General features: G+C 58.3%; 20 protein-coding genes and 1 tRNA gene. 9 read left to right on the top strand and 12 right to left on the bottom strand.

Going from position 1 to position 21,292, the window contains the following annotated elements:
* Positions 1-164: 164 nt before the first annotated feature.
* Positions 165-659 (bottom strand): MarR family winged helix-turn-helix transcriptional regulator, encoded by a 495-nt coding sequence (locus B9Q17_RS00165; RefSeq protein WP_022988280.1) that lies wholly within the window; start codon positions 657-659, stop codon positions 165-167.
* Positions 660-862: 203 nt separating this feature from the next.
* Between B9Q17_RS00165 and B9Q17_RS00160 the strand changes: the two genes are divergently transcribed.
* The 6 genes from B9Q17_RS00160 (at position 863) to B9Q17_RS00135 (ending at position 6,814) form a co-directional block, all read left to right on the top strand.
* Complete coding sequence (locus B9Q17_RS00160) at positions 863-1,774, top strand: tetratricopeptide repeat protein (RefSeq protein ID WP_094623630.1); 912 nt, start codon at positions 863-865, stop codon at positions 1,772-1,774.
* A gap of 162 nt (positions 1,775-1,936) precedes the next feature.
* Complete coding sequence (locus tag B9Q17_RS00155) at positions 1,937-3,049, top strand: branched-chain amino acid ABC transporter substrate-binding protein (protein ID WP_094623629.1); 1,113 nt, start codon at positions 1,937-1,939, stop codon at positions 3,047-3,049.
* A 98-nt stretch (positions 3,050-3,147) separates the two neighbouring features.
* Positions 3,148-4,071: a high-affinity branched-chain amino acid ABC transporter permease LivH gene (livH, locus tag B9Q17_RS00150; protein ID WP_022988283.1), complete on the top strand. Its 924-nt coding sequence runs from the start codon at positions 3,148-3,150 to the stop codon at positions 4,069-4,071.
* Positions 4,071-5,342, top strand: coding sequence for a high-affinity branched-chain amino acid ABC transporter permease LivM (locus B9Q17_RS00145; RefSeq protein ID WP_094623628.1), 1,272 nt, complete (start codon positions 4,071-4,073; stop codon positions 5,340-5,342). The genes livH and B9Q17_RS00145 overlap by 1 nt, the downstream gene beginning before the upstream one ends.
* Before the next feature lie 5 nt (positions 5,343-5,347).
* Positions 5,348-6,103 (top strand): high-affinity branched-chain amino acid ABC transporter ATP-binding protein LivG, encoded by a 756-nt coding sequence (livG, locus tag B9Q17_RS00140; protein ID WP_022988285.1) that lies wholly within the window; start codon positions 5,348-5,350, stop codon positions 6,101-6,103.
* A gap of 9 nt (positions 6,104-6,112) precedes the next feature.
* Complete coding sequence (locus B9Q17_RS00135) at positions 6,113-6,814, top strand: ABC transporter ATP-binding protein (protein ID WP_094623627.1); 702 nt, start codon at positions 6,113-6,115, stop codon at positions 6,812-6,814.
* Positions 6,815-6,886: 72 nt separating this feature from the next.
* Here the strand turns inward: B9Q17_RS00135 and B9Q17_RS00130 are convergent, their stop codons facing one another.
* A complete protein-coding gene (locus B9Q17_RS00130; protein WP_094623626.1) occupies positions 6,887-7,276 on the bottom strand; it encodes a hypothetical protein in 390 nt (129 codons plus the stop codon).
* Between the two features lie 363 nt (positions 7,277-7,639).
* Between B9Q17_RS00130 and B9Q17_RS00125 the strand changes: the two genes are divergently transcribed.
* The 3 genes from B9Q17_RS00125 to B9Q17_RS00115 all read left to right on the top strand — a co-directional run bounded on the left by B9Q17_RS00125 (position 7,640) and on the right by B9Q17_RS00115 (position 10,898).
* Positions 7,640-8,104 (top strand): DUF3015 domain-containing protein, encoded by a 465-nt coding sequence (locus B9Q17_RS00125; protein WP_022988288.1) that lies wholly within the window; start codon positions 7,640-7,642, stop codon positions 8,102-8,104.
* 83 nt (positions 8,105-8,187) lie between these two features.
* A complete protein-coding gene (locus B9Q17_RS00120) occupies positions 8,188-10,053 on the top strand; it encodes an Lnb N-terminal periplasmic domain-containing protein (RefSeq protein ID WP_094623625.1) in 1,866 nt (621 codons plus the stop codon).
* On the top strand, positions 10,023-10,898 hold the full coding sequence (locus tag B9Q17_RS00115; protein ID WP_094623624.1) for an alpha/beta hydrolase: 876 nt from the start codon (positions 10,023-10,025) through the stop codon (positions 10,896-10,898). The genes B9Q17_RS00120 and B9Q17_RS00115 overlap by 31 nt, the downstream gene beginning before the upstream one ends.
* Positions 10,899-10,995: 97 nt before the next feature.
* Here B9Q17_RS00115 and pnp read toward each other — a convergent pair whose 3' ends face one another.
* The 10 genes from pnp to tpiA all read right to left on the bottom strand — a co-directional run bounded on the left by pnp (position 10,996) and on the right by tpiA (position 21,245).
* Positions 10,996-13,110, bottom strand: coding sequence for a polyribonucleotide nucleotidyltransferase (gene pnp / locus B9Q17_RS00110; protein ID WP_244177287.1), 2,115 nt, complete (start codon positions 13,108-13,110; stop codon positions 10,996-10,998).
* A gap of 299 nt (positions 13,111-13,409) precedes the next feature.
* Complete coding sequence (gene rpsO / locus B9Q17_RS00105) at positions 13,410-13,679, bottom strand: 30S ribosomal protein S15 (RefSeq protein WP_011786757.1); 270 nt, start codon at positions 13,677-13,679, stop codon at positions 13,410-13,412.
* Between the two features lie 78 nt (positions 13,680-13,757).
* Complete coding sequence (gene truB / locus B9Q17_RS00100) at positions 13,758-14,681, bottom strand: tRNA pseudouridine(55) synthase TruB (RefSeq protein WP_094623622.1); 924 nt, start codon at positions 14,679-14,681, stop codon at positions 13,758-13,760.
* The gene (gene rbfA / locus B9Q17_RS00095) at positions 14,678-15,109 is read right to left on the bottom strand and encodes a 30S ribosome-binding factor RbfA (RefSeq protein WP_022988293.1); all 432 of its coding nucleotides are present in this window, start codon (positions 15,107-15,109) and stop codon (positions 14,678-14,680) included. Before rbfA ends, truB begins: the two co-directional genes overlap by 4 nt.
* On the bottom strand, positions 15,109-17,643 hold the full coding sequence (infB, locus tag B9Q17_RS00090) for a translation initiation factor IF-2 (protein WP_094623621.1): 2,535 nt from the start codon (positions 17,641-17,643) through the stop codon (positions 15,109-15,111). The genes rbfA and infB overlap by 1 nt, the downstream gene beginning before the upstream one ends.
* Positions 17,644-17,663: 20 nt before the next feature.
* The gene (gene nusA, locus B9Q17_RS00085) at positions 17,664-19,157 is read right to left on the bottom strand and encodes a transcription termination factor NusA (RefSeq protein WP_022988295.1); all 1,494 of its coding nucleotides are present in this window, start codon (positions 19,155-19,157) and stop codon (positions 17,664-17,666) included.
* Positions 19,158-19,211: 54 nt separating this feature from the next.
* Positions 19,212-19,673, bottom strand: a complete 462-nt coding sequence (gene rimP / locus B9Q17_RS00080) for a ribosome maturation factor RimP (RefSeq protein ID WP_094623620.1) — start codon at positions 19,671-19,673, stop codon at positions 19,212-19,214.
* Positions 19,674-19,985: 312 nt separating this feature from the next.
* A tRNA-Leu gene (locus tag B9Q17_RS00075) sits at positions 19,986-20,070 on the bottom strand.
* Positions 20,071-20,078: 8 nt separating this feature from the next.
* The gene (gene secG / locus B9Q17_RS00070) at positions 20,079-20,462 is read right to left on the bottom strand and encodes a preprotein translocase subunit SecG (protein WP_022988297.1); all 384 of its coding nucleotides are present in this window, start codon (positions 20,460-20,462) and stop codon (positions 20,079-20,081) included.
* Positions 20,463-20,486: 24 nt separating this feature from the next.
* Positions 20,487-21,245 (bottom strand): triose-phosphate isomerase, encoded by a 759-nt coding sequence (tpiA, locus tag B9Q17_RS00065; RefSeq protein WP_081697549.1) that lies wholly within the window; start codon positions 21,243-21,245, stop codon positions 20,487-20,489.
* Between the last annotated feature and the right edge of the window lie 47 nt (positions 21,246-21,292).

Raw genomic sequence — 21,292 nt, 5'->3', positions numbered from 1 at the left:
GTTGTTTTTCCAAAGAAAACCTGTACCCCGCCCGCAACCAGCCACCATGGGTTTCAGGTTGGGTGCCATGGAGGGGAGCCCGAATAAGCCTTGTGCCATGGGGGTCTGTCCACGTAGGGACAGACCCCTTGCCAGCCCCCTTACCAGACTGCGGGGCTTAGCTTTCAGGCTTTTTCTTTCCAGCCGTCGTCTTTGAGGACGGAGCCTACGGTGAGTACCGGCGAGGCGTCGATGTCGTCGGCGTCCATCATATTGGCCACGCGCTGCAGCGAGGCCAGGATCATGGTCTGCTCCCACTCCGCCAGGCTCTGGAACTTCTGGATGAAATCTTCCTGCAGGGGGTTCGGAGCCCGGGCCAGGATCTCGGCGCCGGCTTCGGTCAGGTGGGCGTGCACCTTGCGCTTGTCCTGGGTGCTGCGCACCCGGTACACCAGCTTGCGCAACTCAAGGCGGTCCAGAATGGTGGTCACCGTGGCCTGGCTCAGGCTCACATTCTCGGCAATGGTGCCGATGGTCACCTCACCCAAGTCCCGGATGGTGCGCATAATCAGAAGCTGCGGCCCGGTCAGGCCTGCGTGCTTGCTCAACCGCTTGGAATGCAGATCCGTTGCCCGGATAACCCGCCGAAGTGCTACCAACACCTGCTCGTAATTATTCACACCCTACTCCACTCAGGACCAGTTATTTATACCTCTAATTATTAGAGGTCTTTGCACCGCAGAATGCAAGTGGCGGATATTACCTAGCTTGTGCCCTTTCTGCCCGCTGCATTCAACACCCTATGCGGCATTATTTCCGCCAGCCACTATGCTAAGGTCATCACCTGCTAGCCAATACATGCACCAGAAAACGGAAACGGTTGATGATCAGATACTTTCTAGCGTTCGTCTTTGCGCTCGCCTTCGCCACCACGCTCCAGGCACAACAGCAGCAACTGGGGCCGGACAAAGAGCTCACCGCAGAAGACGTTGAGGAAAGCATCAAAACCCTCGAAAAGCCCATGTACACTCCCTTTGTGGAGTTGTACCTGCTGGACGAGTCCAAGGCCCTGCGCAAAGAAATGCAGGACACCCGGGCCGAGCTGATCGAAAAAGTGGTAGAGAAAGAACTGTCCGTGGCCGACAAGTCCATGTCTTACGCCACCGATACCGTTACCTACTTTTTCTACCTGATTGCCGGTGCCACCTCCATCCTGGTGGTGATCGGCTGGAACTCCATCCGCGATATGCGCCACCAGCTCACCAGCCTGGCCGAAAAGCGGGTGAACGAACTGGTGGTGGAATACGAACAGCGGCTGAAGTTTATTGAAGAACAGCTGCAGCAGAAATCCGAGATCATTCACCAGAACCAGGCGGAGATTGAGCGCACCAACGAGGTGCACGCGCTCTGGTTGAAGGCAAGCCAGGAAACCTCCCAGCAGAACAAGATCGCTGCCTACGACCAGATTCTGGACCTGCGGCCAGACGACGTAGAGGCCCTGAGCTACAAGGCCGACGCGGTGCTGGAAATACGCGAGCCATTGTGGGCCATCAGCCTGTGCCAGCGGGCACTGAAGCTGGCTCCGGATAACGGCCACGCCCATTACCAGCTGGCCTGCGCCTATGCCGAGATCGGCCGCTGGGAAGATGCGGTAGCCACGCTGGAAAAAGCCATCAACATTTCCGAGGCGTACCGGGATGACGCCTCGGTAGACCCGAGTTTTGAACAGCTACAAGATCACGAGAGTTTCAGGAACCTGGTCTTTATTGACCAGGACGACAGCACGGACGCGTAATCATCCGGAGACCGGCACGGCGTTTGCTATTTCAACTTCGAATAGCAACGCTGTGTTCCGGAGCAAATGCCTCAGTTCCCATGCTTGACAAGGCTCGGGTGGTGGTGTTTCTTAAGTCTCTGAGAACATAAGAATAACCCTGACACAAACAGGAAAAACGCGATGAATACCTCCGTAAAGAAACTCGTTACCGCTGTAAGCGCCTCCGTTGCCTTGATGGCTGCCGGCCAGGCTGCTGCTGAAATCAAGATTGGTATTGCAGGCCCCATGACCGGCCCCGTAGCCCAGTATGGCGACATGCAGTTCTCCGGTTCACGCATGGCCATCGAACGCATCAATGCCGCCGGCGGTGTGATGGGTGAAGAACTCGTTGCCGTTGAAGTGGACGATGTGTGCGACCCCAAGCAGGCCGTAACCGTCGCCAACCGACTGGTGAACGAAGGCGTTCAGTATGTGGTGGGCCACCTGTGCTCAAGCTCTACCCAGCCGGCGTCTGACATCTACGAAGACGAAGGCATCCTGATGATTACCCCGGCCTCCACCAGCCCGGAAATCACCCAGCGCGGCTACGAGCTGGTGTTCCGGACCATTGGCCTGGACAGCATGCAGGGCCCGGTTGCCGGCAACTACATTGCCGCCCAGAAGCCCGAGCGCGTGGCGGTGGTTCACGACAAGCAGCAATACGGTGAAGGTATTGCCACGGCCGTGCGCGACACCCTGAAAGACGGCGGCATTGAAATCGCCATGTTTGAAGGCATCACCGCCGGCGACAAAGACTTCTCTTCCCTGGTTACCAAGATCAAGCAGGCCGACGTGGACTACGTTTATTACGGCGGCTACCACCCGGAGCTGGGGCTGATCCTGCGCCAGGCGCGCCAGGCCGATGTTGATGCCAAGTTCATGGGGCCTGAAGGTGTGGGCAACAAAGACATCAACACCATTGCCGGCGATGCCGCCGAAGGCCTTCTGGTAACCCTGCCACCGGCGTTCGACCAGAAAGAGGAAAACCAGGAACTGGTGGCGGCCTTCGCCGAGAAAGGTGAAGACCCCTCCGGCCCGTTCGTTCTGCCGTCCTACACCGCGGTTCAGCTGATTGCTGAAGGTATCGAGATGGCGGATTCCAAGGACCCGTTCGAGGTAGCCAGCGCCCTGCGTTCCGGCACCTTTGAAACTCCGATCGGCACCGTACAGTACGACAAGGCCGGCGATCTCAAAGCCTTCGAATTTGTTGTGTACGAGTGGCACGCCGACGGCAGCAAGACTCCGGCAAACTAAGCCAGATTCGTTTAATTGAAATATAAACGAGGGCACCTTCCCGCCGTGATCCGGGGGAAGGTGCCTTTCTGGGCGCTGTTTCTCGGAGCTCCACACCCATGCAAGACCTCCTGTATTTCTTTCAGCAGCTCATTAACGGGCTGACGATCGGGAGCACCTACGCCCTGATCGCCATCGGCTACACGATGGTTTACGGCATCATCGGCATGATCAACTTCGCCCACGGCGAAATCTATATGATCGGCGCCTACACCGCGCTTATTGCCATTACCGGCCTGGCTACCCTCGGCATTGCCTGGCTTCCCCTGATCCTGATTGTCGCGCTGCTGTGCGCCGTGATTGTGTCCAGCTCCATGGGCTGGGCGGTCGAACGGGTTGCCTACCGACCGGTTCGAGGCCGGCACCGGCTGATCCCCCTGATTTCCGCCATCGGCATGTCCATTTTCCTGCAGAACTATGTGCACCTGGCCCAGGGCTCCCGCAACATCGGTTTTCCGGCCCTGATGGAAGGCAGCTTCCGCTTCGGTTCGGCAGAGGGCTTCCAGCTTTCATTGTCTTACATGCAAATCACCATTTTTATCACCACCCTGGTGTGCATGACCATCCTCAGCCTGTTTATCTCCCGGTCCCGCATCGGCCGCGCCTGCCGCGCAGTGTCGCAGGATCTGGGCATGGCCAACCTGCTGGGTATCGACACCAACCGCATCATCTCTGCCACCTTTGTGATTGGCGCGGCGCTGGCTGCGGTGGCGGGCCTGTTGCTGGGCATGTACTACGGTTCGGTTGACCCGCTGTTCGGCTTTATTGCCGGCCTGAAGGCCTTTACCGCAGCGGTACTGGGCGGCATTGGCAGCATTCCGGGCGCCATGCTCGGCGGCCTGATTCTGGGTGTGGCAGAAAGCATGACGTCCGGCTACCTCAGTGGTGAATACAAAGACGTGGTGTCGTTCAGCCTGCTCATCCTGATCCTGCTGTTCAAACCCACCGGACTGCTTGGCAAACCGGAGGTTGAGAAGATCTGATGGCCACTCCCAACTTCAAACATGCGCTGTTCTGCGCAATCGTAACGCTGATTATTGCCTACCCCATTCTGGGCCTGAACCTGGTGGCGCAAGGCACAAAGGTGGGCCTGGAAGGCGCCACCACGTCTACCGTGATCTCGGTGGTACTGGCCGCATTCGTGGTGTTTTTCTTCCAGCTGTTCCGCGACAGCATTATGGGTAACCTGGGCAAACTGCCGAAACTGAACCCGCTGAGCGGGCGCGAGCCCATGCCCCAGGCCAAACGGGCAAAGCTGGAATCCTGGGTGCTCACCGCCATCGTGGTATTTGCCCTGTTCTGGCCGTTCCTGGTGTCCCGCGGCTCGGTAGACCTCGCCACGCTGGTGCTGATCTACGTCATGCTCGCACTCGGCCTGAACGTGGTAGTAGGCCTGGCTGGCCTGCTGGACCTAGGCTATGTGGCTTTTTACGCGGTAGGTGCCTACACCTTTGCGCTGCTGTCGCAGTATTTCGGCTTCAGCTTCTGGGCGGCCTTGCCCATTGGTGCCTGCCTGGCGGCCCTCTTCGGACTGGTGCTGGGTTTTCCGGTGCTGCGGTTACGGGGTGATTACCTGGCCATCGTGACCCTCGGCTTCGGGGAAATTATCCGCATCCTGCTGAATAACTGGACGGCGGTAACCGGCGGCCCCAACGGCATTGGCGGCATTCCCGAACCCACCCTGTTCGGCATGGAATTCGGCCGGCGGGTGAAGGAAGAAGGAAATACCTCCTTCCACGAAACCTTTGGCATTGCCTACAGCGGCGAGCACAAGGTGATCTTCCTGTACCTGATTGCCCTGGTGCTGGCGGTGATTACCGCACTGGTGATCCGCCGGCTGATGCGCATGCCCGTTGGCCGGGCCTGGGAAGCCCTGCGGGAAGATGAAATTGCTGCCCGTTCGCTCGGCCTCAGCCGCACGGCGGTGAAGCTCTCCGCCTTCACCATCGGTGCTTTCTTTGCCGGCTTCGCCGGTACGGTGTTTGCCTCCAAGCAGGGCTTTATCAGCCCGGAGTCGTTCGTGTTCCTGGAATCCGCCATTATCCTGGCCATTGTGGTGCTGGGCGGCATGGGCTCGCAGATCGGCGTTATCCTCGCCGCCATTGCGGTCACCATCCTCCCGGAGCTGGCCCGGGAGTTTGCCGATTACCGCATGCTGATCTTCGGTGCTGCCATGGTGCTGATGATGGTCTGGCGGCCGCAGGGGCTGATGCCCATGCGCAGGATTCACATTGAACTGAAACGGCAGGAGTGACAGGCATGCTCGAAGTATCCAATCTGTCCATGCGCTTTGGCGGCCTGCTGGCAGTCGACCAGGTAAGCCTGGACGTACAGGAACGGGAAATCGTATCGATCATCGGCCCGAACGGAGCCGGTAAAACCACGGTGTTCAACTGCATCAGCGGGTTCTACAAGCCAACCGGCGGCAAGATCCTTTTCGAAGGGCGGGAGATTCAGGGCACGCCTGACTACAAGATCTCCCGGCTGGGTATGGTACGCACCTTCCAGCACGTGCGGCTGTTCAACCAGATGACGGTGGTGGAAAACCTGCTGGTGGCCCAGCACCGGCACCTGAACACCAACCTGCTGGCAGGCCTGATTAAAACCCCGAACTACCGGGAGCGGGAACAGAAGTCACTGGACAGGGCCACCTACTGGCTCGACCGGGTAGGCCTGCTGGACCTGGCCAACCGGGAAGCCGGCAACCTGGCCTATGGCCAGCAGCGGCGGCTGGAAATTGCCCGCTGCATGGTGACCGAGCCCAAGCTGCTGATGCTTGACGAACCCGCCGCCGGCCTGAACCCGGCCGAAACCAAAGACCTCAACCAGCTGATTGTCAGCCTGAAGTCCGACTACAACGTGTCGGTACTGCTGATCGAGCACGACATGAGCCTGGTAATGGACATTTCCGACCGGATAACCGTGATCAACCAGGGCCGCCCCCTGGCCAGCGGCACCCCGGCAGAAGTCCGCCAGAACGACGATGTGATCAAAGCCTATCTGGGCGAGGCCTGAGGAAACACCATGCTAGTACTGGAAAACGTTCATACCCACTACGGCAAGATCGAGGCCTTGCACGGGGTGTCTGTGGAGGTGAACAAAGGCGAAATTGTCTCCCTGATCGGTGCCAACGGCGCCGGCAAGACCACCCTGCTGATGACCGTTTGCGGCAACCCGCAAGCCAGCGCCGGCCGGGTAATTCTGGAAGGCCGCGACATTACCAACGAAGCCACCTCCAACATCATGCGTTCCGGCATTGCCATTGTGCCGGAAGGCCGGCGGGTGTTCTCGGGGCTGACGGTGGAAGAGAACCTGCATATGGGGGGATTCTTCAACACCAAGGCCGAAATCCGCAAAAGCCAGGAGCACGTGTACGAGCTGTTCCCGCGCCTGAAAGAGCGGGAGCACCAGAGGGCCGGCACCATGTCGGGCGGTGAACAGCAGATGCTGGCCATCGGCCGGGCACTGATGAGCAAACCCAGAATGATCATCCTGGATGAGCCCTCACTGGGTCTGGCTCCGATCATCATCCAGCAGATCTTCGAGATCATCGGTCACCTGCGCGAAGAAGGCATAACGGTGTTTCTGGTGGAGCAGAACGCCCATCAGGCGCTGAACCTGGCAGACCGGGGCTATGTACTGGAAACCGGGCGTATCCGGCTGCACGATACCGGCAAAAACCTGTTGGCGAACCCGGAGGTGCGGGAGGCTTACCTGGGGGGTTAAGGCTGCCTGAAAAACACAAAAGCCGGAGAGGTCCTGCCCTGCTCCGGCTTTTTTCTGGCATGGCCAGATCCGTTACTCTACGCTGCGGATCGTGCCCTTATAACCTTCAACGGTTACGTCGATGGTGCCGTAAACAAGATAGTCATTCTTCTTTGCGATGTAGCGTGGAGCTTCAATCACATCGGCGCCAGAGGTTTTGATGGCATTATAGGCAGCAGAAGACTTCACCGCAGAAACCGGATCCAGGCCACCCAGCCCCAGACCGCTGCCGCCGCCGTTGCCGTAGGTCATGCCATCGGCGTATTCGCTGTCGTCACTCATGGTGAAGAACAGGATCTTGGTTGCGGAGGATTTGCCAGTAATCTTCTCACCCACTTCGATATCGGCCTTGATATCGGTGGTCACGCTGCCATGCAGGGGAACCGGGTTAGAGCTGACATTCAGGGAGGAACAACCGGACATTGCGCCGGCCACCAGAAGGGTAGATGCAATCAGTGCTTTTTTTCACAAAACTTCTCCATGTGTTGTTACTCGGCCGTCATGGCCGCGCGCACTATACTGAAAGTGCCTGCTTATGACAAGATCGGTTAAATTTTGAGAAAACCATCACATTTAGGCATAAGAAACCTCTTCGCCACGCCTCCCCGCCACCCCTTCCCTCTTCCAATACACTGATTTATTTACCCAAGCCAGTTTTGATCTATACTCGTAGTAACGGTCTTCAACCAAACCGGCACCGGCCGGGGCCGTTGTCTTGCAGCCAACCCAGGAAATTCCGGTTGCAGGGTATGCGACGAAGCAAAAAACCACATAAAGGAGTGGATAATGAAAAAACTGATCGCAGGTGCAATTCTTCTTGGCGCATCTTCCATGGCATTCGCCCAGCCTGGCTGTGGTGTTGGCGCCATGATCTGGAAAGGTCAATCCGGTATTGCTCCACACGTACTGGCCGCCACCACCAACGCAACCTTCGGCAACCAGACTTTCGGTATGACCACCGGTACTCTGGGCTGCTCCACCAACCAGTCTGTTCAATCCATGGCTATGTACATGGACAGCAACATCGACAAGGTTGCCCGTGACATGTCCCGTGGTTCCGGCGAAAACCTGGACACCCTGGCCGTTCTGCTGGGTGTAGAAGAAGCCGACCGTGATACCTTCCGCAAAGTACTGCAAGAGAACTTTGCAGCCATTTTCCCGAACTCTGACACCACCTCCGGTGAAGCGGTAGATTCCATCGTTTCCCTGATGGAACAGGACGAGTCTCTGAGCAAGTACGTAGCCGCCTGAACGGCTAAACCCGAAGGATTGAACCCGCGCCATGGATGGCGCACTATCGCCGTACCAATCTAAACCGGACGTAAACAATTCCCATGGGCTACCCCTTGCGCACTGGGCAGGCTGCACTCTGGCTTGCATGTTCACTCGCAACCCCGGCAACCTTTGCCGCCATTCCCGACAACCTTCACGAACATCCGGTATGGCTCACACTTGGCCACTACCACCAGGATGCCCTGGGCTCCGGTTTCACCAGCCAGGCAGACGACCCTGCGTTTTTCCTGAGCGAGAATGGCAAAACCTCACCGGAAGCAGAACTACAGGCAACCCTGGAAGCCATCCGCCAGCCCGGCGGTGGTGATGACCATGCCCGCTGCCGTTTCCCGGCCCGGGATGCCTGGTTGCGGGAACAACTGGATTTACCGAACACCCCGGTAGACTGCCCGGCTTACGACGAATGGGCCGAGACCCTGAACACCGAGAAAGTCACCCTGGTGTTTGCGGCCTCGTACCTGAACAGCCCGTCCTCCATGTTCGGCCACACCTTCCTGCGGCTGGACCCGCCCCAGGACGACGAAGAAACCGATCTGCTGCTGGCCAACACCATTTCCTACGCAGCCGATGCCGCCGAACACGACAGCGAACTGCTGTTTGCGTATCGCGGAATCTTCGGAGGCTATCCGGGCATCACAGCTATCCAGCCATATTACGAAATGATCCGGCTGTACAACGACATCGAACACCGGGACCTGTGGGAATACACCCTGAACCTCACCCAGCCGGAGGTCGACACGCTGCTGGCCCATACCTGGGAGATTCAGGACAAGAACTTTGACTATTACTTCTTCGACGAAAACTGTGCCTACCGCCTGCTGGCACTGATTGACGCCGCCCGCCCGGGCACTGACCTTCTGGATGAAGTAAGCACTCACGCCATTCCGTCTGACACCGTACGCTGGGTACGGGATGCCGGGCTGGTGGAAAGCATTCATTACCGCCCCTCCGCCGCCACCTCCGTTGCCCACAGCCTCGACAGCCTGCCTCCTGAACACCGGACCATCGCCGCTGCGGTCGCCAACGGCTATGTGGATGTGAACGGGCCGGAAGTCCGGGAGCTGGAGAAGAACGACCGTGCCCAATTGCTGGACGCGACCTACGACTACGTGCGCTACCAGAGCGAAGCCGAAGGCTGGCCCCGGGAGCATGCGGCACCGCTGTCCCACCAGCTGCTGGTATCCCGCAGCCAGATTGACGGGGCGGAAGAACTGCCCAAGGTACCGGAGCCTGACATCCGCGACGACCAGGGCCATGACACCTTCCGCCTGAGGCTGGGCTCCGGCCAAATGGCCCACAGCGAGTTCACCCAGCTGACTCTCCGGCCCGCCTACCACGATGTGCTGGACCCGCCCGCCGGTTACCGCACCGGTGCGCAGCTGCAATTCCTGCGCCTCGACGCCCGCCTCTACCACGACAACGACGAACTGCAGGTGGAGCAGATCACCGGGGTGGAAATACGCTCCCTGAGCCCGAGAAACCCGTTCTTCTCGCCAATCTCGTGGCAGGTGGGCTTTGGTGGCCGCCGCACCGATACCGGTGATAACCGCGTGCTCACGCCCTACCTGGAAGGTGGTGCCGGTGGCAGCTGGGGCCTTGGCCAGAATACCCAGGCGTTCGCCATTGCCACCGCCGATGTGGAAATCGATGACGACCTGCGCCGCGGCCACGATTTCGCCCCCGGTGCAGACCTAGGCCTGCTGCACCAGAACAACCGCTTCAGCCTGCTGGCCGGCGCAAAAACCAAGGCCTGGATCATCAGCAGCCAGCACCGGCAAGACCAGCTGTACGCCGAAGGCAACTGGCACATCGGCCGGGAGTTCAGCGTATTCGCCAAATTCACCCGGGAAGACCACTTCGACAGGTACCAAAGCACATGGCAAGCCGGCCTTCACGCCTACTTCTGAACCCCAGGGCGGCCATCGTCGCCCTGCTGGCCATCACCGCACTGCTGCAAACCGGCTGCAGCAGCGTGTTCTTCTACCCGGACAAAACCACCTACATCACCCCGGATCGCCTCAACCTGGACTACCAGGATATCTACCTCGACACTGCAGACGGCGAAACCCTCCACGGCTGGTGGCTCCCGGCCCTCACCGACGAGCCCGCCAAGGGCACGGTTTACTACCTGCACGGCAACGCCCAGAACGTCAGCGCCCACATCCTCAACGCCGCATGGCTGCCAGAACAGGGCTACAACGTATTCACCCTCGACTATCGCGGTTACGGCCAGTCTACTGGTGCACCCGATATCGAAGGCGCTTTACACGACGTAGAAACCGGCCTACGCTGGCTGATCGAACAGGAAGACACACACAACCGCCCGCTTTACCTGCTGGGCCAGAGCCTCGGTGGAGCCCTGGGCGTTGCCCTCGCCAGCGAATGGGTGCAGCGCAACGAACAACCCGAACTCAATGGCCTCATCCTCGACGGCACCTTCTCCGGCTTCCGCTACATCGCCCGGGAGAAGCTCGGCCTGTTCTGGCTCACCTGGCCGTTCCAGTACCCCCTGAGCTGGACCATTCCGGATGACTACGAAGGCACCGACAGGATCGCCGGTGTGTCACCGGTGCCGGTGATGATTATCCACAGCGTGCGTGATGGCATTATTCCGTTCGAGCATGGTGTGCGGTTGTATGAAGCGGCGGAGCAGCCGAAGGAATTTTTGCGAACAGATACTCCCCATGCGGCGACGTTTGTAATTCCGGCGTACAGGGAGGCAGTGCTGGATTTTATGGAAAGGAATTTTTAGCCACGAAAGCCACAAAATCACACGAAAAAAATAAAAGCTTATAAAACAGAAAACCCGCCATGAAGGCGGGTTTTCGTGTTACTGACTAACTGAAAAATCAGTCAGCGAAGTCAGTCGGCTGCTCGCCTTCCTTAACTTCCTTCATGGACAGCTTCACGCGGCCACGGTTGTCGACATCCAGAACCTTAACCAGAACTTCCTGACCTTCGCTCAGCTCATCAGTCACGTTCTCGATGCGGCGCTCGGAGATCTGGGAGATATGTACCAGACCATCCTTACCCGGCAGGATGTTAACGAAGGCACCGAAGTCCACAATGCGCTCAACGCGGCCCTTGTAGATTGCGCCCACTTCGATCTCGGCAGTGATTTCCTTGACCCGGTTTACAGCAGCCTGAGCGGCGGCGGCATCAGCGGCATAGATTTTCACGTTGCCGTCGTCATCCAGGTCGATAGAAGCACCGGTCTCGTCGCAGATACCACGGATGGTAGCACCACCCTTACCGATAACATCACGGATCTTGTCCGGATGGATCTTGATGGTGGTGATGCTCGGAGCGCGCTCAGACAGCTCGGCGCGGGGCTCGGCGATAACCTTGTTCATCTCGTCCAGGATGTGCAGACGCGCAGCGTTGGCCTGCTCCAGGGCGATTTCCATGATTTCGTCGGTAATACCCTGGATTTTGATATCCATCTGCAGGGCAGTTACGCCGTCTTTGGTACCGGCAACCTTGAAGTCCATGTCGCCCAGGTGGTCTTCGTCACCCAGGATGTCAGTCAGAACGGCAAACTTATCGCCTTCCTTAACCAGACCCATGGCGATACCGGCAACCGGCGCCTTCAGGGGCACACCCGCGTCCATCAGCGCCAGGGAAGAACCACATACGGAAGCCATGGAGCTGGAACCGTTGGATTCAGTGATCTCGGATACCGCACGGATGGCGTACGGGAATTCTTCGATGGTCGGCATAACCGCGGCTACACCACGCTTGGCCAGGCGACCATGACCGATTTCACGACGGCCCGGGCTACCCATACGGCCAGCTTCACCTACGGAGTACGGAGGGAAGTTGTAGTGGAACAGGAACGGGTCTTTGCGCTCACCTTCCAGGGCATCGATGATCTGCACGTCACGGGTGGTACCCAGGGTGGCAGTTACGATGGCCTGGGTCTCGCCACGGGTGAACAGGGCGGAACCGTGAACGGACGGCAGTACACCAACTTCGACCTTGATCGGGCGAACGGTCTTGTTGTCACGGCCATCGATACGCGGCTTGCCTTCGATAACCTGCAGACGAACCACAGACTTCTCGACCTTGCCGAAGTACTTCTTCACTTCCTCTTCGGAAGGCTGGCCTTCGTCTTCACCGGCCAGTTTTTCAACGGCGGCAGATTTGATCTCGCCCAGACGCTCGTAGCGGGCCATCTTGTCGCGGATCGCGTAGGCTTCTTCGATGGCACCACCAAATTCGGCCTTGATCGCGTTCAGCAGGTCGGTGTTCTCTGCCTCAGGCTGCCATTCCCAGCGCGGCTTGCCGTTTTCAGCAGCAAATTCCTTGATGGCGTTGATGGCAGTCTGCATTTCCTGGTGGGCGAACAGTACGGCGCCCAGCATCTGGTCTTCAGTCAGGCCCTTGGCCTCGGACTCAACCATCAGTACCGCTTCGTCGGTACCGGCCACAACCATGTCCAGCAGGGAGCTGCCCAGCTCTTCGAAGGTCGGGTTCAGGAAGTAGCCTTTCTCGTTGGTGTAACCCACACGGGCAGCACCAATCGGGCCGTCGAACGGGATACCGGAGATGGCCAGGGCTGCAGAGGCAGCCAGCATGGCAGCGATGTCCGGGTCCTGGTTCTTGCTGGACGACATAACCGTCAGCACAACCTGGACTTCGTTCATGTAGCCGCTTGGGAACAGCGGGCGGATCGGACGGTCGATCAGGCGGGAGGTCAGGGTCTCTTTCTCGGACGGACGACCTTCACGCTTGAAGAAGCCACCCGGGATTTTACCGGCGGCGTAGGTTTTTTCCTGGTAGTTCACTGTCAGGGGGAAAAAGCCCTGGCCCGGCTTGGGCTCTTTGGCGCCTACAACGGTGCCCAGAACAGAGATGTCACCACAGCTCACCAGTACTGCGCCAGTGGCCTGGCGGGCGATGCGGCCAGTTTCCAGGGTGAAGGTTTCGCCACCCATTTCGAATGTTTTAATACGTGGTTGCAGATCCACAATAAACTCCTGCTTTTTTCAGTTATGAACTCGGGTTTCAACTGCAGCAGCTTGACCTGTGAACCGAAAGGCAACCCGTCTGAAAGCTAACAGGCTGTTGTAAAACCCCGGCTGGGACTGTGGTTTCCCGACAGCACCCGGGCTTTCAACAACCTGCTATCAATATCGGCTTTCCATTAGACAGAGAAAATCCTTCGGTTTCACTGACAAATCAACTGCAGTAAAAATAACGGGAGAAAAGCGCGGTAAAGGCCGGGACAAGCCCGGCCTTTACCTTCAGGTCGAAACCCGGATTAGCGACGCAGACCCAGACGCTGGATGAGTTCCAGGTAACGGTCGGCGTTTTTACGCTTCAGGTAGTCCAGCAGCTTACGACGCTGGTTTACCATCCGGATCAGGCCGCGGCGGGAATGGTGATCCTGCTTGTTGGCCTTGAAGTGATCCTGCAGCTTGTTGATGTTGGCGCTCAGCAGAGCTACCTGAACCTCAGGGGAACCGGTATCGCCATCACCTTGCTGAAAATCCTTAACGATCTGAGCTTTCTCACTGGCAGAAAGTGCCATATTACACCTCATAGGTTGCGATGCTGTTAAATCCGGCCGAACCGCGCATCTCTACAGCCCGGCTAAACAACGGCGGGGTTACCTGCCGTTGTTTTTTACCAGCCGGCGCGGCACCAGATTGGTGTCGTCGCCTTCCGGCATAGCTTCAGCCAGCCCCACAAAGGAACGGTCGCCATAAATGCGCACGAAGCCTTCCAGAGACTGACCGGGTATTCTAACCGGTTGTCCGTTCAAGATCGATACCAGCGCAGGCCCTGCTAACCGGTGCTCGGGGAACATGGTCAGGGCGCTTTCCGGCGGCAGCAACAGACCATCCAGGCTCTCGCCCCGCTCACGCATGGCTTCCAGGTCTTTGACATCACGGGCATTTGCCAGGGTGTAACCGGAGGCCAGGGTTCTGCGCAGGGCAGACACATGGGCACCGCATCCCAGAGCTTCGCCGATATCTTCGACCAGTGAGCGAATATACGTACCCTTGGTGCAGGTAACCGCCAGGTCGAGCTCCTGCTCGCGCACCGCCAGCAACGTCAGCTCGTAGATGGTGACAGGCCGGGCTGGCCGGTCGATCACGATGCCTTCGCGGGCGTATTCGTACAGGGGCTTGCCCTGGTGCTTCAGGGCAGAGTACATGGAAGGAACCTGCTGGATATCGCCCCGGAAGTTTTCCAGGACAGCCTCCACCTGCTCTTCGGTCAGCGCCGGCACCGGCTTTTCTTCCACCACCGCACCCTCACTGTCGCCGGTTTCGGTACGAATACCCAGCTTCGCAGTGGTGATATAGGCCTTGTCACTGTCCAGCATCATCTGGGAGAACTTGGTGGCCTCCCCGAAGCACAGCGGCAATACGCCGGTGGCGAGCGGATCAAGCGCTCCGGTATGGCCGGCCTTGGCCGCACCATACAGGCGCTTGACCTGCTGCAGGATTCCGTTGGAGGTAACGCCCTGAGGCTTGTCGATCACCAGAATGCCGTTTACATCACGGCCTTTGCGTCTACGGCTCAAGCATCACGCTCCGGGTTGTCGGAAACGGGATCGTCGTTGTCGTCCCGGGGTACGGCCGGCTTGTCGCCTACCGCCTCGCGGATCAGCCGATCCATCTTACGGCTCTGGCCCAGCAGGGTATCGAAGTGAAAGCGCAGGTGGGGAACCACCCGCAGTTTCATCGCACGGCCTACCTGGCCCCGCAAAAAGCCGGAGGCATTGTTCAGCACTGCCAGCGATTCCTTCACCTCGGGCGATTCCTCGGTGAGCTCTTCGGTAGACAGCAGTGAAACATAGATATCGGCGTAGCCCAGGTCACGGCTGACCTTTACGTCGTTCACCGTGACCATACCAACGCGAGGATCTTTCACCTCGCGCTGGATGAGCTGGGCCAGCTCACGCTGCATCTGGTCGCCAATGCGTTCTACGCGACTGTATTCCCGTGCCATCAGGCCCCCGTGGATTCAAGCTGACGTTCAACACGGACGCGATCGAATACTTCGATCTGGTCGCCCACTTTCACGTCGTAGCCTTTAACACCGATACCACATTCCATACCGTTGCGAACTTCCGGCACGTCATCCTTGAAGCGACGCAGGGACTCCAGCTCGCCTTCGAAGATCACCACGTTGTCACGCAGTACGCGGATCGGCTTGTTCCGGTATACGGTACCTTCGGTCACCATACAGCCAGCCACCTGGCCGAACTTCGGTGAACGGAACACGTCACGCACATCGGCGATGCCCACGATATCTTCGCGGAACTCCGGCTTGAGCATACCGGTCAGGGCCGCTTTCACATCATCGATCAGGTTATAGATGATGCTGTAGTAACGCAGATCCAGGCCTTCCTGCTCAACCAGGCGCTTGGATGCGGTATCCGCACGCACGTTGAAACCGAAGATAACGGCGTTGGTGGCCATGGCCAGGCTGACGTCGGTCTCGGCAATGCCGCCCACGCCAGAGGACACGATCTTCACCTGAACCTCTTCGTTACCCAGGTCCTGCAGGGCCTTGGTAATGGCTTCCAGGGAACCACGCACGTCGGTCTTGAGCACAACGTTGAGGGTTTTGACCTCGTCCTTGCCCATGTTCTCGAACATGTTTTCAAGCTTGGCCGCCTGCTGGCGTTGCAGACGCTGTTCACGCTCGCGGGTCTGACGGAATTCAGCCAGTTCCTTGGCCTTCTTCTCGTCGGCTACGGCGAAGAACTCGTCACCGGCGTCTGGTGTGCCGTTCAGGCCAAGAATCTCGACCGGGATGGACGGGCCAGCGTCTTTTACCTGGCGTCCGGCTTCGTCGGTCATGGCGCGAACCTTACCGAAGAAGGAACCCGCTACCACCATATCGCCCTGGCGCAGGGTACCGTTCTGAACCAGAACAGTGGCTACGGAACCACGGCCACGCTCCAGGCTGGATTCAACCACAACACCTTTGGCAGCCGCATCCGGAGAAGCTTCCAGCTCGAGGATCTCGGCCTGCAGCAGCACCGCTTCCAGCAGGTCGTCGATACCCATACCGGTATGCGCTGAAACCGGCACGAACTGAACGTCGCCGCCCCAGTCTTCCGGAATCACGTCCAGCGCAGACAGCTCGTTCTTGATGCGGTCCGGATCAGCTTCTTCCTTGTCCATCTTGTTGATGGCAACCACCAGGGGTACGCCTGCAGAACGGGCGTGCTGAACGGCTTCCTTGGTTTGCGGCATAACGCCGTCATCGGCCGCCACCACCAGGATAACGATATCAGTACACTGGGCACCGCGAGCACGCATGGCGGTAAACGCCGCGTGGCCCGGGGTATCCAGGAAGGACACCATGCCGTGATCAGTTTCTACGTGGTAGGCACCGATATGCTGGGTAATACCACCGGACTCGCCGGCAGCAACCTTGGCGCGACGGATGTAATCCAGCAGCGAGGTTTTACCGTGGTCAACGTGACCCATCACGCTGACAACCGGTGCCCGCTTGATTTTCTCTTTGCCTGAGTCGTCGCCGGTGATTTCACTCAGCACTTCTTCTTCAAAGGCATCTTCGCTGACAGCCCTGGGCTTGTGGCCCAGCTCTTCGGTTACCAGAACCGCAGTTTCCTGGTCCAGCGCCTGATTGATGGTGGCCATTACGCCCATGCCCATCAGGGTTTTAATAACATCAGCAGCTTTGACAGCCATACGCTGGGCGAGGTCACCTACGGTGATGGTTTCCGGAATCTGTACTTCTCTTACCATGGGCTTGGTTGGCCTCTCGAAAGCATGACGCTTTTCTTTCGGTTTCTTTTTAGCCCGCAGCTGCTTGCGAGGACGGTTTTCTTCATCGTCCTCGGAAATAACAAGAGGTTCTTCAACCGGACGGCTGCGAGGGCCGCGATGACCAGCCTGCTTCTTCTTGGGCTTGCCTTCTTCGATTTCGTCGCCGCGCTCGCGTACCTTTTCTTTTTTCTTCTTGGGCTTGCGATCCCGTCCTTCATCTTCCGGCGGAGGCATGGGAATGTCCTCCGGTGCCGGCTCGGGCTCCTGGGCTTTCTTCGGCTCGGCAGCAGCTTGTTCCTGCTCCGGTGCCGGGGCAGCAGCGGATGTCTCCGGCTGTGCCTGTTCTGCAGTTACCTGCGGTGCCTGTTCCGGCGCTTGCTGTTCCGCTACCGGCTGCTCTGCCACTTCTTCCGGCTTCGGTGCTGCCACCTCCGGCTCGGGCTGCAGTTCCGCACGCTTGATATAGGTGCGGCGCTTGCGTACTTCCACGTTCACGGTTTTTGCCTTGCCGGCCTTCAACGTGGTTGTGGTTTTACGCTTCAGGGTAATCTTGTTCGGCTCTGCCTGAGCTTCACCGTGGGTCTTTCTCAGATAAGCCAGCAACTGCTGCTTCTCATCACTGGTGACAGCGTCGTTCTCACTGCGGGCTTTCAGGCCCGCTTCAACGATCTGCTTCAGCAAACGATCCACGGGAGCGCCTACATCTGCGGCCAGTTGTTTTACCGTTACTTCAGCCATACTGGTCCTCCTCTCCCGAATCAGGCCTGGTCTTCAAACCAGGGTGCGCGTGCGATCATAATCAGCTGACCGGCGCGCTCTTCATCCATACCTTCAATATCAAGCAGATCATCCACAGACTGCTCGGCCAGATCTTCCATGGTACGAACACCCATCCCGGCGAGTTTGAACGCCAGGCCACGGTCCATACCTTCCATATTCAGAAGATCTTCAGCGGGTTCTGCACCCTCCAGGGCTTCTTCACTTGCCAGCGCCTGATTCAGCAGCACGTCTTTGGCACGGCGGCGCAATTCAGAAACGGTGTCTTCGTCAAAGCCCTCGATCGCCAGCATTTCTTCCATCGGTACATAGGCCACTTCTTCGATAGACGTGAAGCCTTCTTCGATCAGAACACCGGCAAACTCTTCATCAACGTCCAGGTGAGCGGTGAAGTGCTCAACCAGGCGGTTGTATTCCTGTTCCTGACGCTCACCGGCTTCTTCTTCGGTCATCACGTTCAGGGTCCAGCCGGTCAGCTCAGTGGCCAGGCGAACGTTCTGGCCATTACGACCAATGGCCTGCGCCAGATTATCTTCAGCGACGGCGACATCCATGGTGTGGCGGTCTTCGTCCATCACAATGGAGGCCACTTCTGCCGGTGCCATGGCGTTGATCACCAGCTGCGCGGGGTTGTCGTCGTACAGCACGATGTCTACACGCTCGCCGCCCAGCTCATTGGAGACCGCCTGCACGCGGGAGCCCCGCATACCAACACAGGCACCCACAGGGTCGATCCGGCGATCGTTGGTCTTCACCGCGATCTTGGCGCGGGAACCGGGATCACGGGCGGCGCCACGGATCTCGATCAGGTCTTCGGCGATTTCCGGAACCTCGATGCGGAACAGTTCGATCAGCATCTGGGCATCGGTACGGCTGAGAATCAGCTGCGGACCGCGATGATCCGTGCGGATTTCCAGCAGCAGGGCCCGTACCCGGTCACCCATGCGGAAGGTTTCCCGCGGGATCAGGTGCTCACGGGGCAGCAGCGCTTCGGCGTTACCACCGAGATCTACAATAACGTTGTCCCGTGTCACCTTCTTGACGGTGCCGGATACCAGCTCACCGATGCGATCACGGTAGCTGTCGACAATCTTCATGCGCTCGGCTTCGCGCACTTTCTGGAAGATGATCTGCTTGGCGGCCTGGGCACCGATGCGCCCGAATGCCACAGATTCCACCTTCTCTTCGTGCATGTCGCCCGGCCGGAGATTGGTATCAATCTCTTCGGCTTCCTGCATGGTCAGCTCGGTGCCCAGTGCCGGAACCGCATCGTTGTCTACCACCAGCCAGCGGCGGAAGGTCTCGTATTCGCCGGTACGGCGATCGATAGCAACCCGGATGTCGGCTTCTTCGTCTTCGTAACGTTTTTTGGCAGCGGTAGCGAGTGCGAGTTCGATCGCCTCGAAAATCACATCCTTCTCGACGCCTTTCTCGTTCGAGACGGATTCCACTACCAGCAAGATCTCTTTACTCATTGGATTGCCCTGCCCTCAAAATAATCGATACATCTACAGATTTGTTCGAATGTGTCATTCAAAAACCGGAATGATGTTGGCCTTTTCAATGCTGTCGTACGGCAACAGGTACTCGTGGTCATCAACCACGACCACAACCTCGTCACCCTCGACGCCCTTGATCAGCCCCTGGAATTTGCGACGACCCTCGAAGGCCATGCGCAGCTTGATATGTACTTTATGGCCGACAAACGCCTCGTACTGTTCCAGGCGGAACAACGGCCGGTCCATGCCCGGGGATGAAACCTCCAGGGTGTATTCGCTCTGGATGGGGTCTTCCACATCCATCACACCGCTGACCTGCCGACTGACTTTTTCACAGTCTTCAATGATGATGCCGTTTTCGGCATCATCAATAAACACCCGGAGCATGGACTGATGCCCGCGGGAACGAAATTCAATGCCCCAGAATTCAAATCCGAGCCCTTCCACTACCGGGCGCAGGATGTCTTCCAGTTGTTTAAGCTTGGCTGACAAGTGTCGCCGCCTCCGTATTCAGATTTTCAGGGTACAAAAACAAAAAAAGGGCTGTTAATCAGCCCTTTTATGCACCAGGGCCCTTGCGCCAGGCCCCTTAATCAAAAAGCCCCTGAAAATGGGGCCTTTTGTTGCAAGAATTCGCAGAAAGCTAACCCAACCATGCTCTCTGCCGACAGACACCTGGCCTGCCTGGAAGCCAGAAAAAACACTGACTCCAATAACCGCCGGAGTATAGAGGACACCGCGCGGAGTGGTCAAGGACTGACCAAAAAAAACGGCCTGGGTTTGCCAAGCCGTCTTCTTCAAATATGGTGCCCGGGGCCGGACTCGAACCGGCACAGCTTTCGCTACCACCCCCTCAAGATGGCGTGTCTACCAGTTTCACCACCCGGGCAACACTCTTTACTCGAGGTCAGGGAGATCAGACTCCCCGGCCCCGGCTTCGCTACCTGCGCCTTCGTCAATAGCCGGCGCGCTGCTATCACTTGCAGGGGCCTGGGTAGATTCCTGAACTGTCGGAATACCCGCCTCACCTGCGACTTCAGCACGCTGCTTGGCAAAGATCGCCAGCGAAAAACTTGTCACAAAGAAGACAACCGCCATCAGGGTGGTCATCCTGGTCAGGAAGCTGCCGCTGCCCTGACTACCGAAAACCGTCTGCGAGGCACCGCCACCAAATGCCGCACCGGCATCAGCGCCCTTGCCCTGCTGGATCAGAACCAGGCCCACCAGCGCCACGGCGATCACGACGTGAACTACAACTACCAGTGTTTCCAACCAATCCATACAGACTCTCGTAAACGTTTCGGATTACGCACCCGCCGGGAATGCCCGACAGATACTGATAAACTCATCGGCCTTCAGCGATGCTCCGCCAATAAGACCACCATCGATATCCGGCTCTGAAAACAGAGCGGCCGCATTATCCGCTTTTACGCTGCCGCCGTAAAGTACCGAAATGGATTCGGCAGGTGCTTTCATGCTCGAAAGCACATTGCGGATTTCCGCATGCATAGCCTGGGCGTCCTCTGCGGTTGCGGTTCTGCCCGTGCCAATAGCCCAGACAGGCTCGTAGGCAACAACCACCTGCGACCAGCTTTCACCCTCAACACGGGCCAGCCCGCGTATCACCTGGGTGGCCACAACACGCTCGGCATCACCAGCCTCACGCTGCTCAAGGGTCTCTCCAACGCACAACACCGCCGTCAGACCGCTTTGCAGAACCTGTTCGACCTTGGCTGCAACCGTTTCATCGGTCTCGCCAAACAGCTGGCGACGCTCGGAGTGCCCGACCAGCACGTAGCCGCACCCCATATCACGGGCCATATCGGCGGAAACTTCACCGGTGTAGGCGCCGGACTGCCACTGGCTGACGTTCTGGACACCTGTCGCCAGGTCATCTCCTGCCTCAGCCTGAACAGCACTTACATACAGCGCAGGAGGAATAATCACCACCTTTGCACCGTTATCGAGACGGCCAGCCTGCTCGCGAACCGGGCCAACCAGTTGCTGCACCAGGTCTTTCGACCCGTTCATTTTCCAGTTACCGGCTACAATCCTGCGACGCATACTTATTCTCAGCTATCCCGAAAACCCCGAACAAAAGGGAGCGCGAA

Source organism: Marinobacter vinifirmus, assembly GCF_002258215.1.
GTDB classification, from domain to species: Bacteria; Pseudomonadota; Gammaproteobacteria; order Pseudomonadales; family Oleiphilaceae; genus Marinobacter; species Marinobacter vinifirmus.
This window is presented reverse-complemented; position numbering and strand designations above follow the sequence as displayed.

What these genes read in the sequence shown, in the direction of transcription:
- nusA (WP_022988295.1), bottom strand. Translation starts at nt 19,157, where the DNA reads ATGAGTAAAGAGATCTTGCTGGTAGTGGAATCCGTCTCGAACGAGAAA.
- B9Q17_RS00115 (WP_094623624.1), top strand. Translation starts at nt 10,023, where the DNA reads ATGGCAAGCCGGCCTTCACGCCTACTTCTGAACCCCAGGGCGGCCATC.
- livH (WP_022988283.1), top strand. Translation starts at nt 3,148, where the DNA reads ATGCAAGACCTCCTGTATTTCTTTCAGCAGCTCATTAACGGGCTGACG.
- B9Q17_RS00155 (WP_094623629.1), top strand. Translation starts at nt 1,937, where the DNA reads ATGAATACCTCCGTAAAGAAACTCGTTACCGCTGTAAGCGCCTCCGTT.
- B9Q17_RS00125 (WP_022988288.1), top strand. Translation starts at nt 7,640, where the DNA reads ATGAAAAAACTGATCGCAGGTGCAATTCTTCTTGGCGCATCTTCCATG.
- rpsO (WP_011786757.1), bottom strand. Translation starts at nt 13,679, where the DNA reads ATGGCACTTTCTGCCAGTGAGAAAGCTCAGATCGTTAAGGATTTTCAG.
- B9Q17_RS00120 (WP_094623625.1), top strand. Translation starts at nt 8,188, where the DNA reads ATGGGCTACCCCTTGCGCACTGGGCAGGCTGCACTCTGGCTTGCATGT.
- infB (WP_094623621.1), bottom strand. Translation starts at nt 17,643, where the DNA reads ATGGCTGAAGTAACGGTAAAACAACTGGCCGCAGATGTAGGCGCTCCC.
- B9Q17_RS00130 (WP_094623626.1), bottom strand. Translation starts at nt 7,276, where the DNA reads ATGTCCGGTTGTTCCTCCCTGAATGTCAGCTCTAACCCGGTTCCCCTG.
- B9Q17_RS00135 (WP_094623627.1), top strand. Translation starts at nt 6,113, where the DNA reads ATGCTAGTACTGGAAAACGTTCATACCCACTACGGCAAGATCGAGGCC.
- secG (WP_022988297.1), bottom strand. Translation starts at nt 20,462, where the DNA reads ATGGATTGGTTGGAAACACTGGTAGTTGTAGTTCACGTCGTGATCGCC.
- B9Q17_RS00160 (WP_094623630.1), top strand. Translation starts at nt 863, where the DNA reads ATGATCAGATACTTTCTAGCGTTCGTCTTTGCGCTCGCCTTCGCCACC.
- tpiA (WP_081697549.1), bottom strand. Translation starts at nt 21,245, where the DNA reads ATGCGTCGCAGGATTGTAGCCGGTAACTGGAAAATGAACGGGTCGAAA.
- rbfA (WP_022988293.1), bottom strand. Translation starts at nt 15,109, where the DNA reads ATGGCACGGGAATACAGTCGCGTAGAACGCATTGGCGACCAGATGCAG.
- B9Q17_RS00145 (WP_094623628.1), top strand. Translation starts at nt 4,071, where the DNA reads ATGGCCACTCCCAACTTCAAACATGCGCTGTTCTGCGCAATCGTAACG.
- livG (WP_022988285.1), top strand. Translation starts at nt 5,348, where the DNA reads ATGCTCGAAGTATCCAATCTGTCCATGCGCTTTGGCGGCCTGCTGGCA.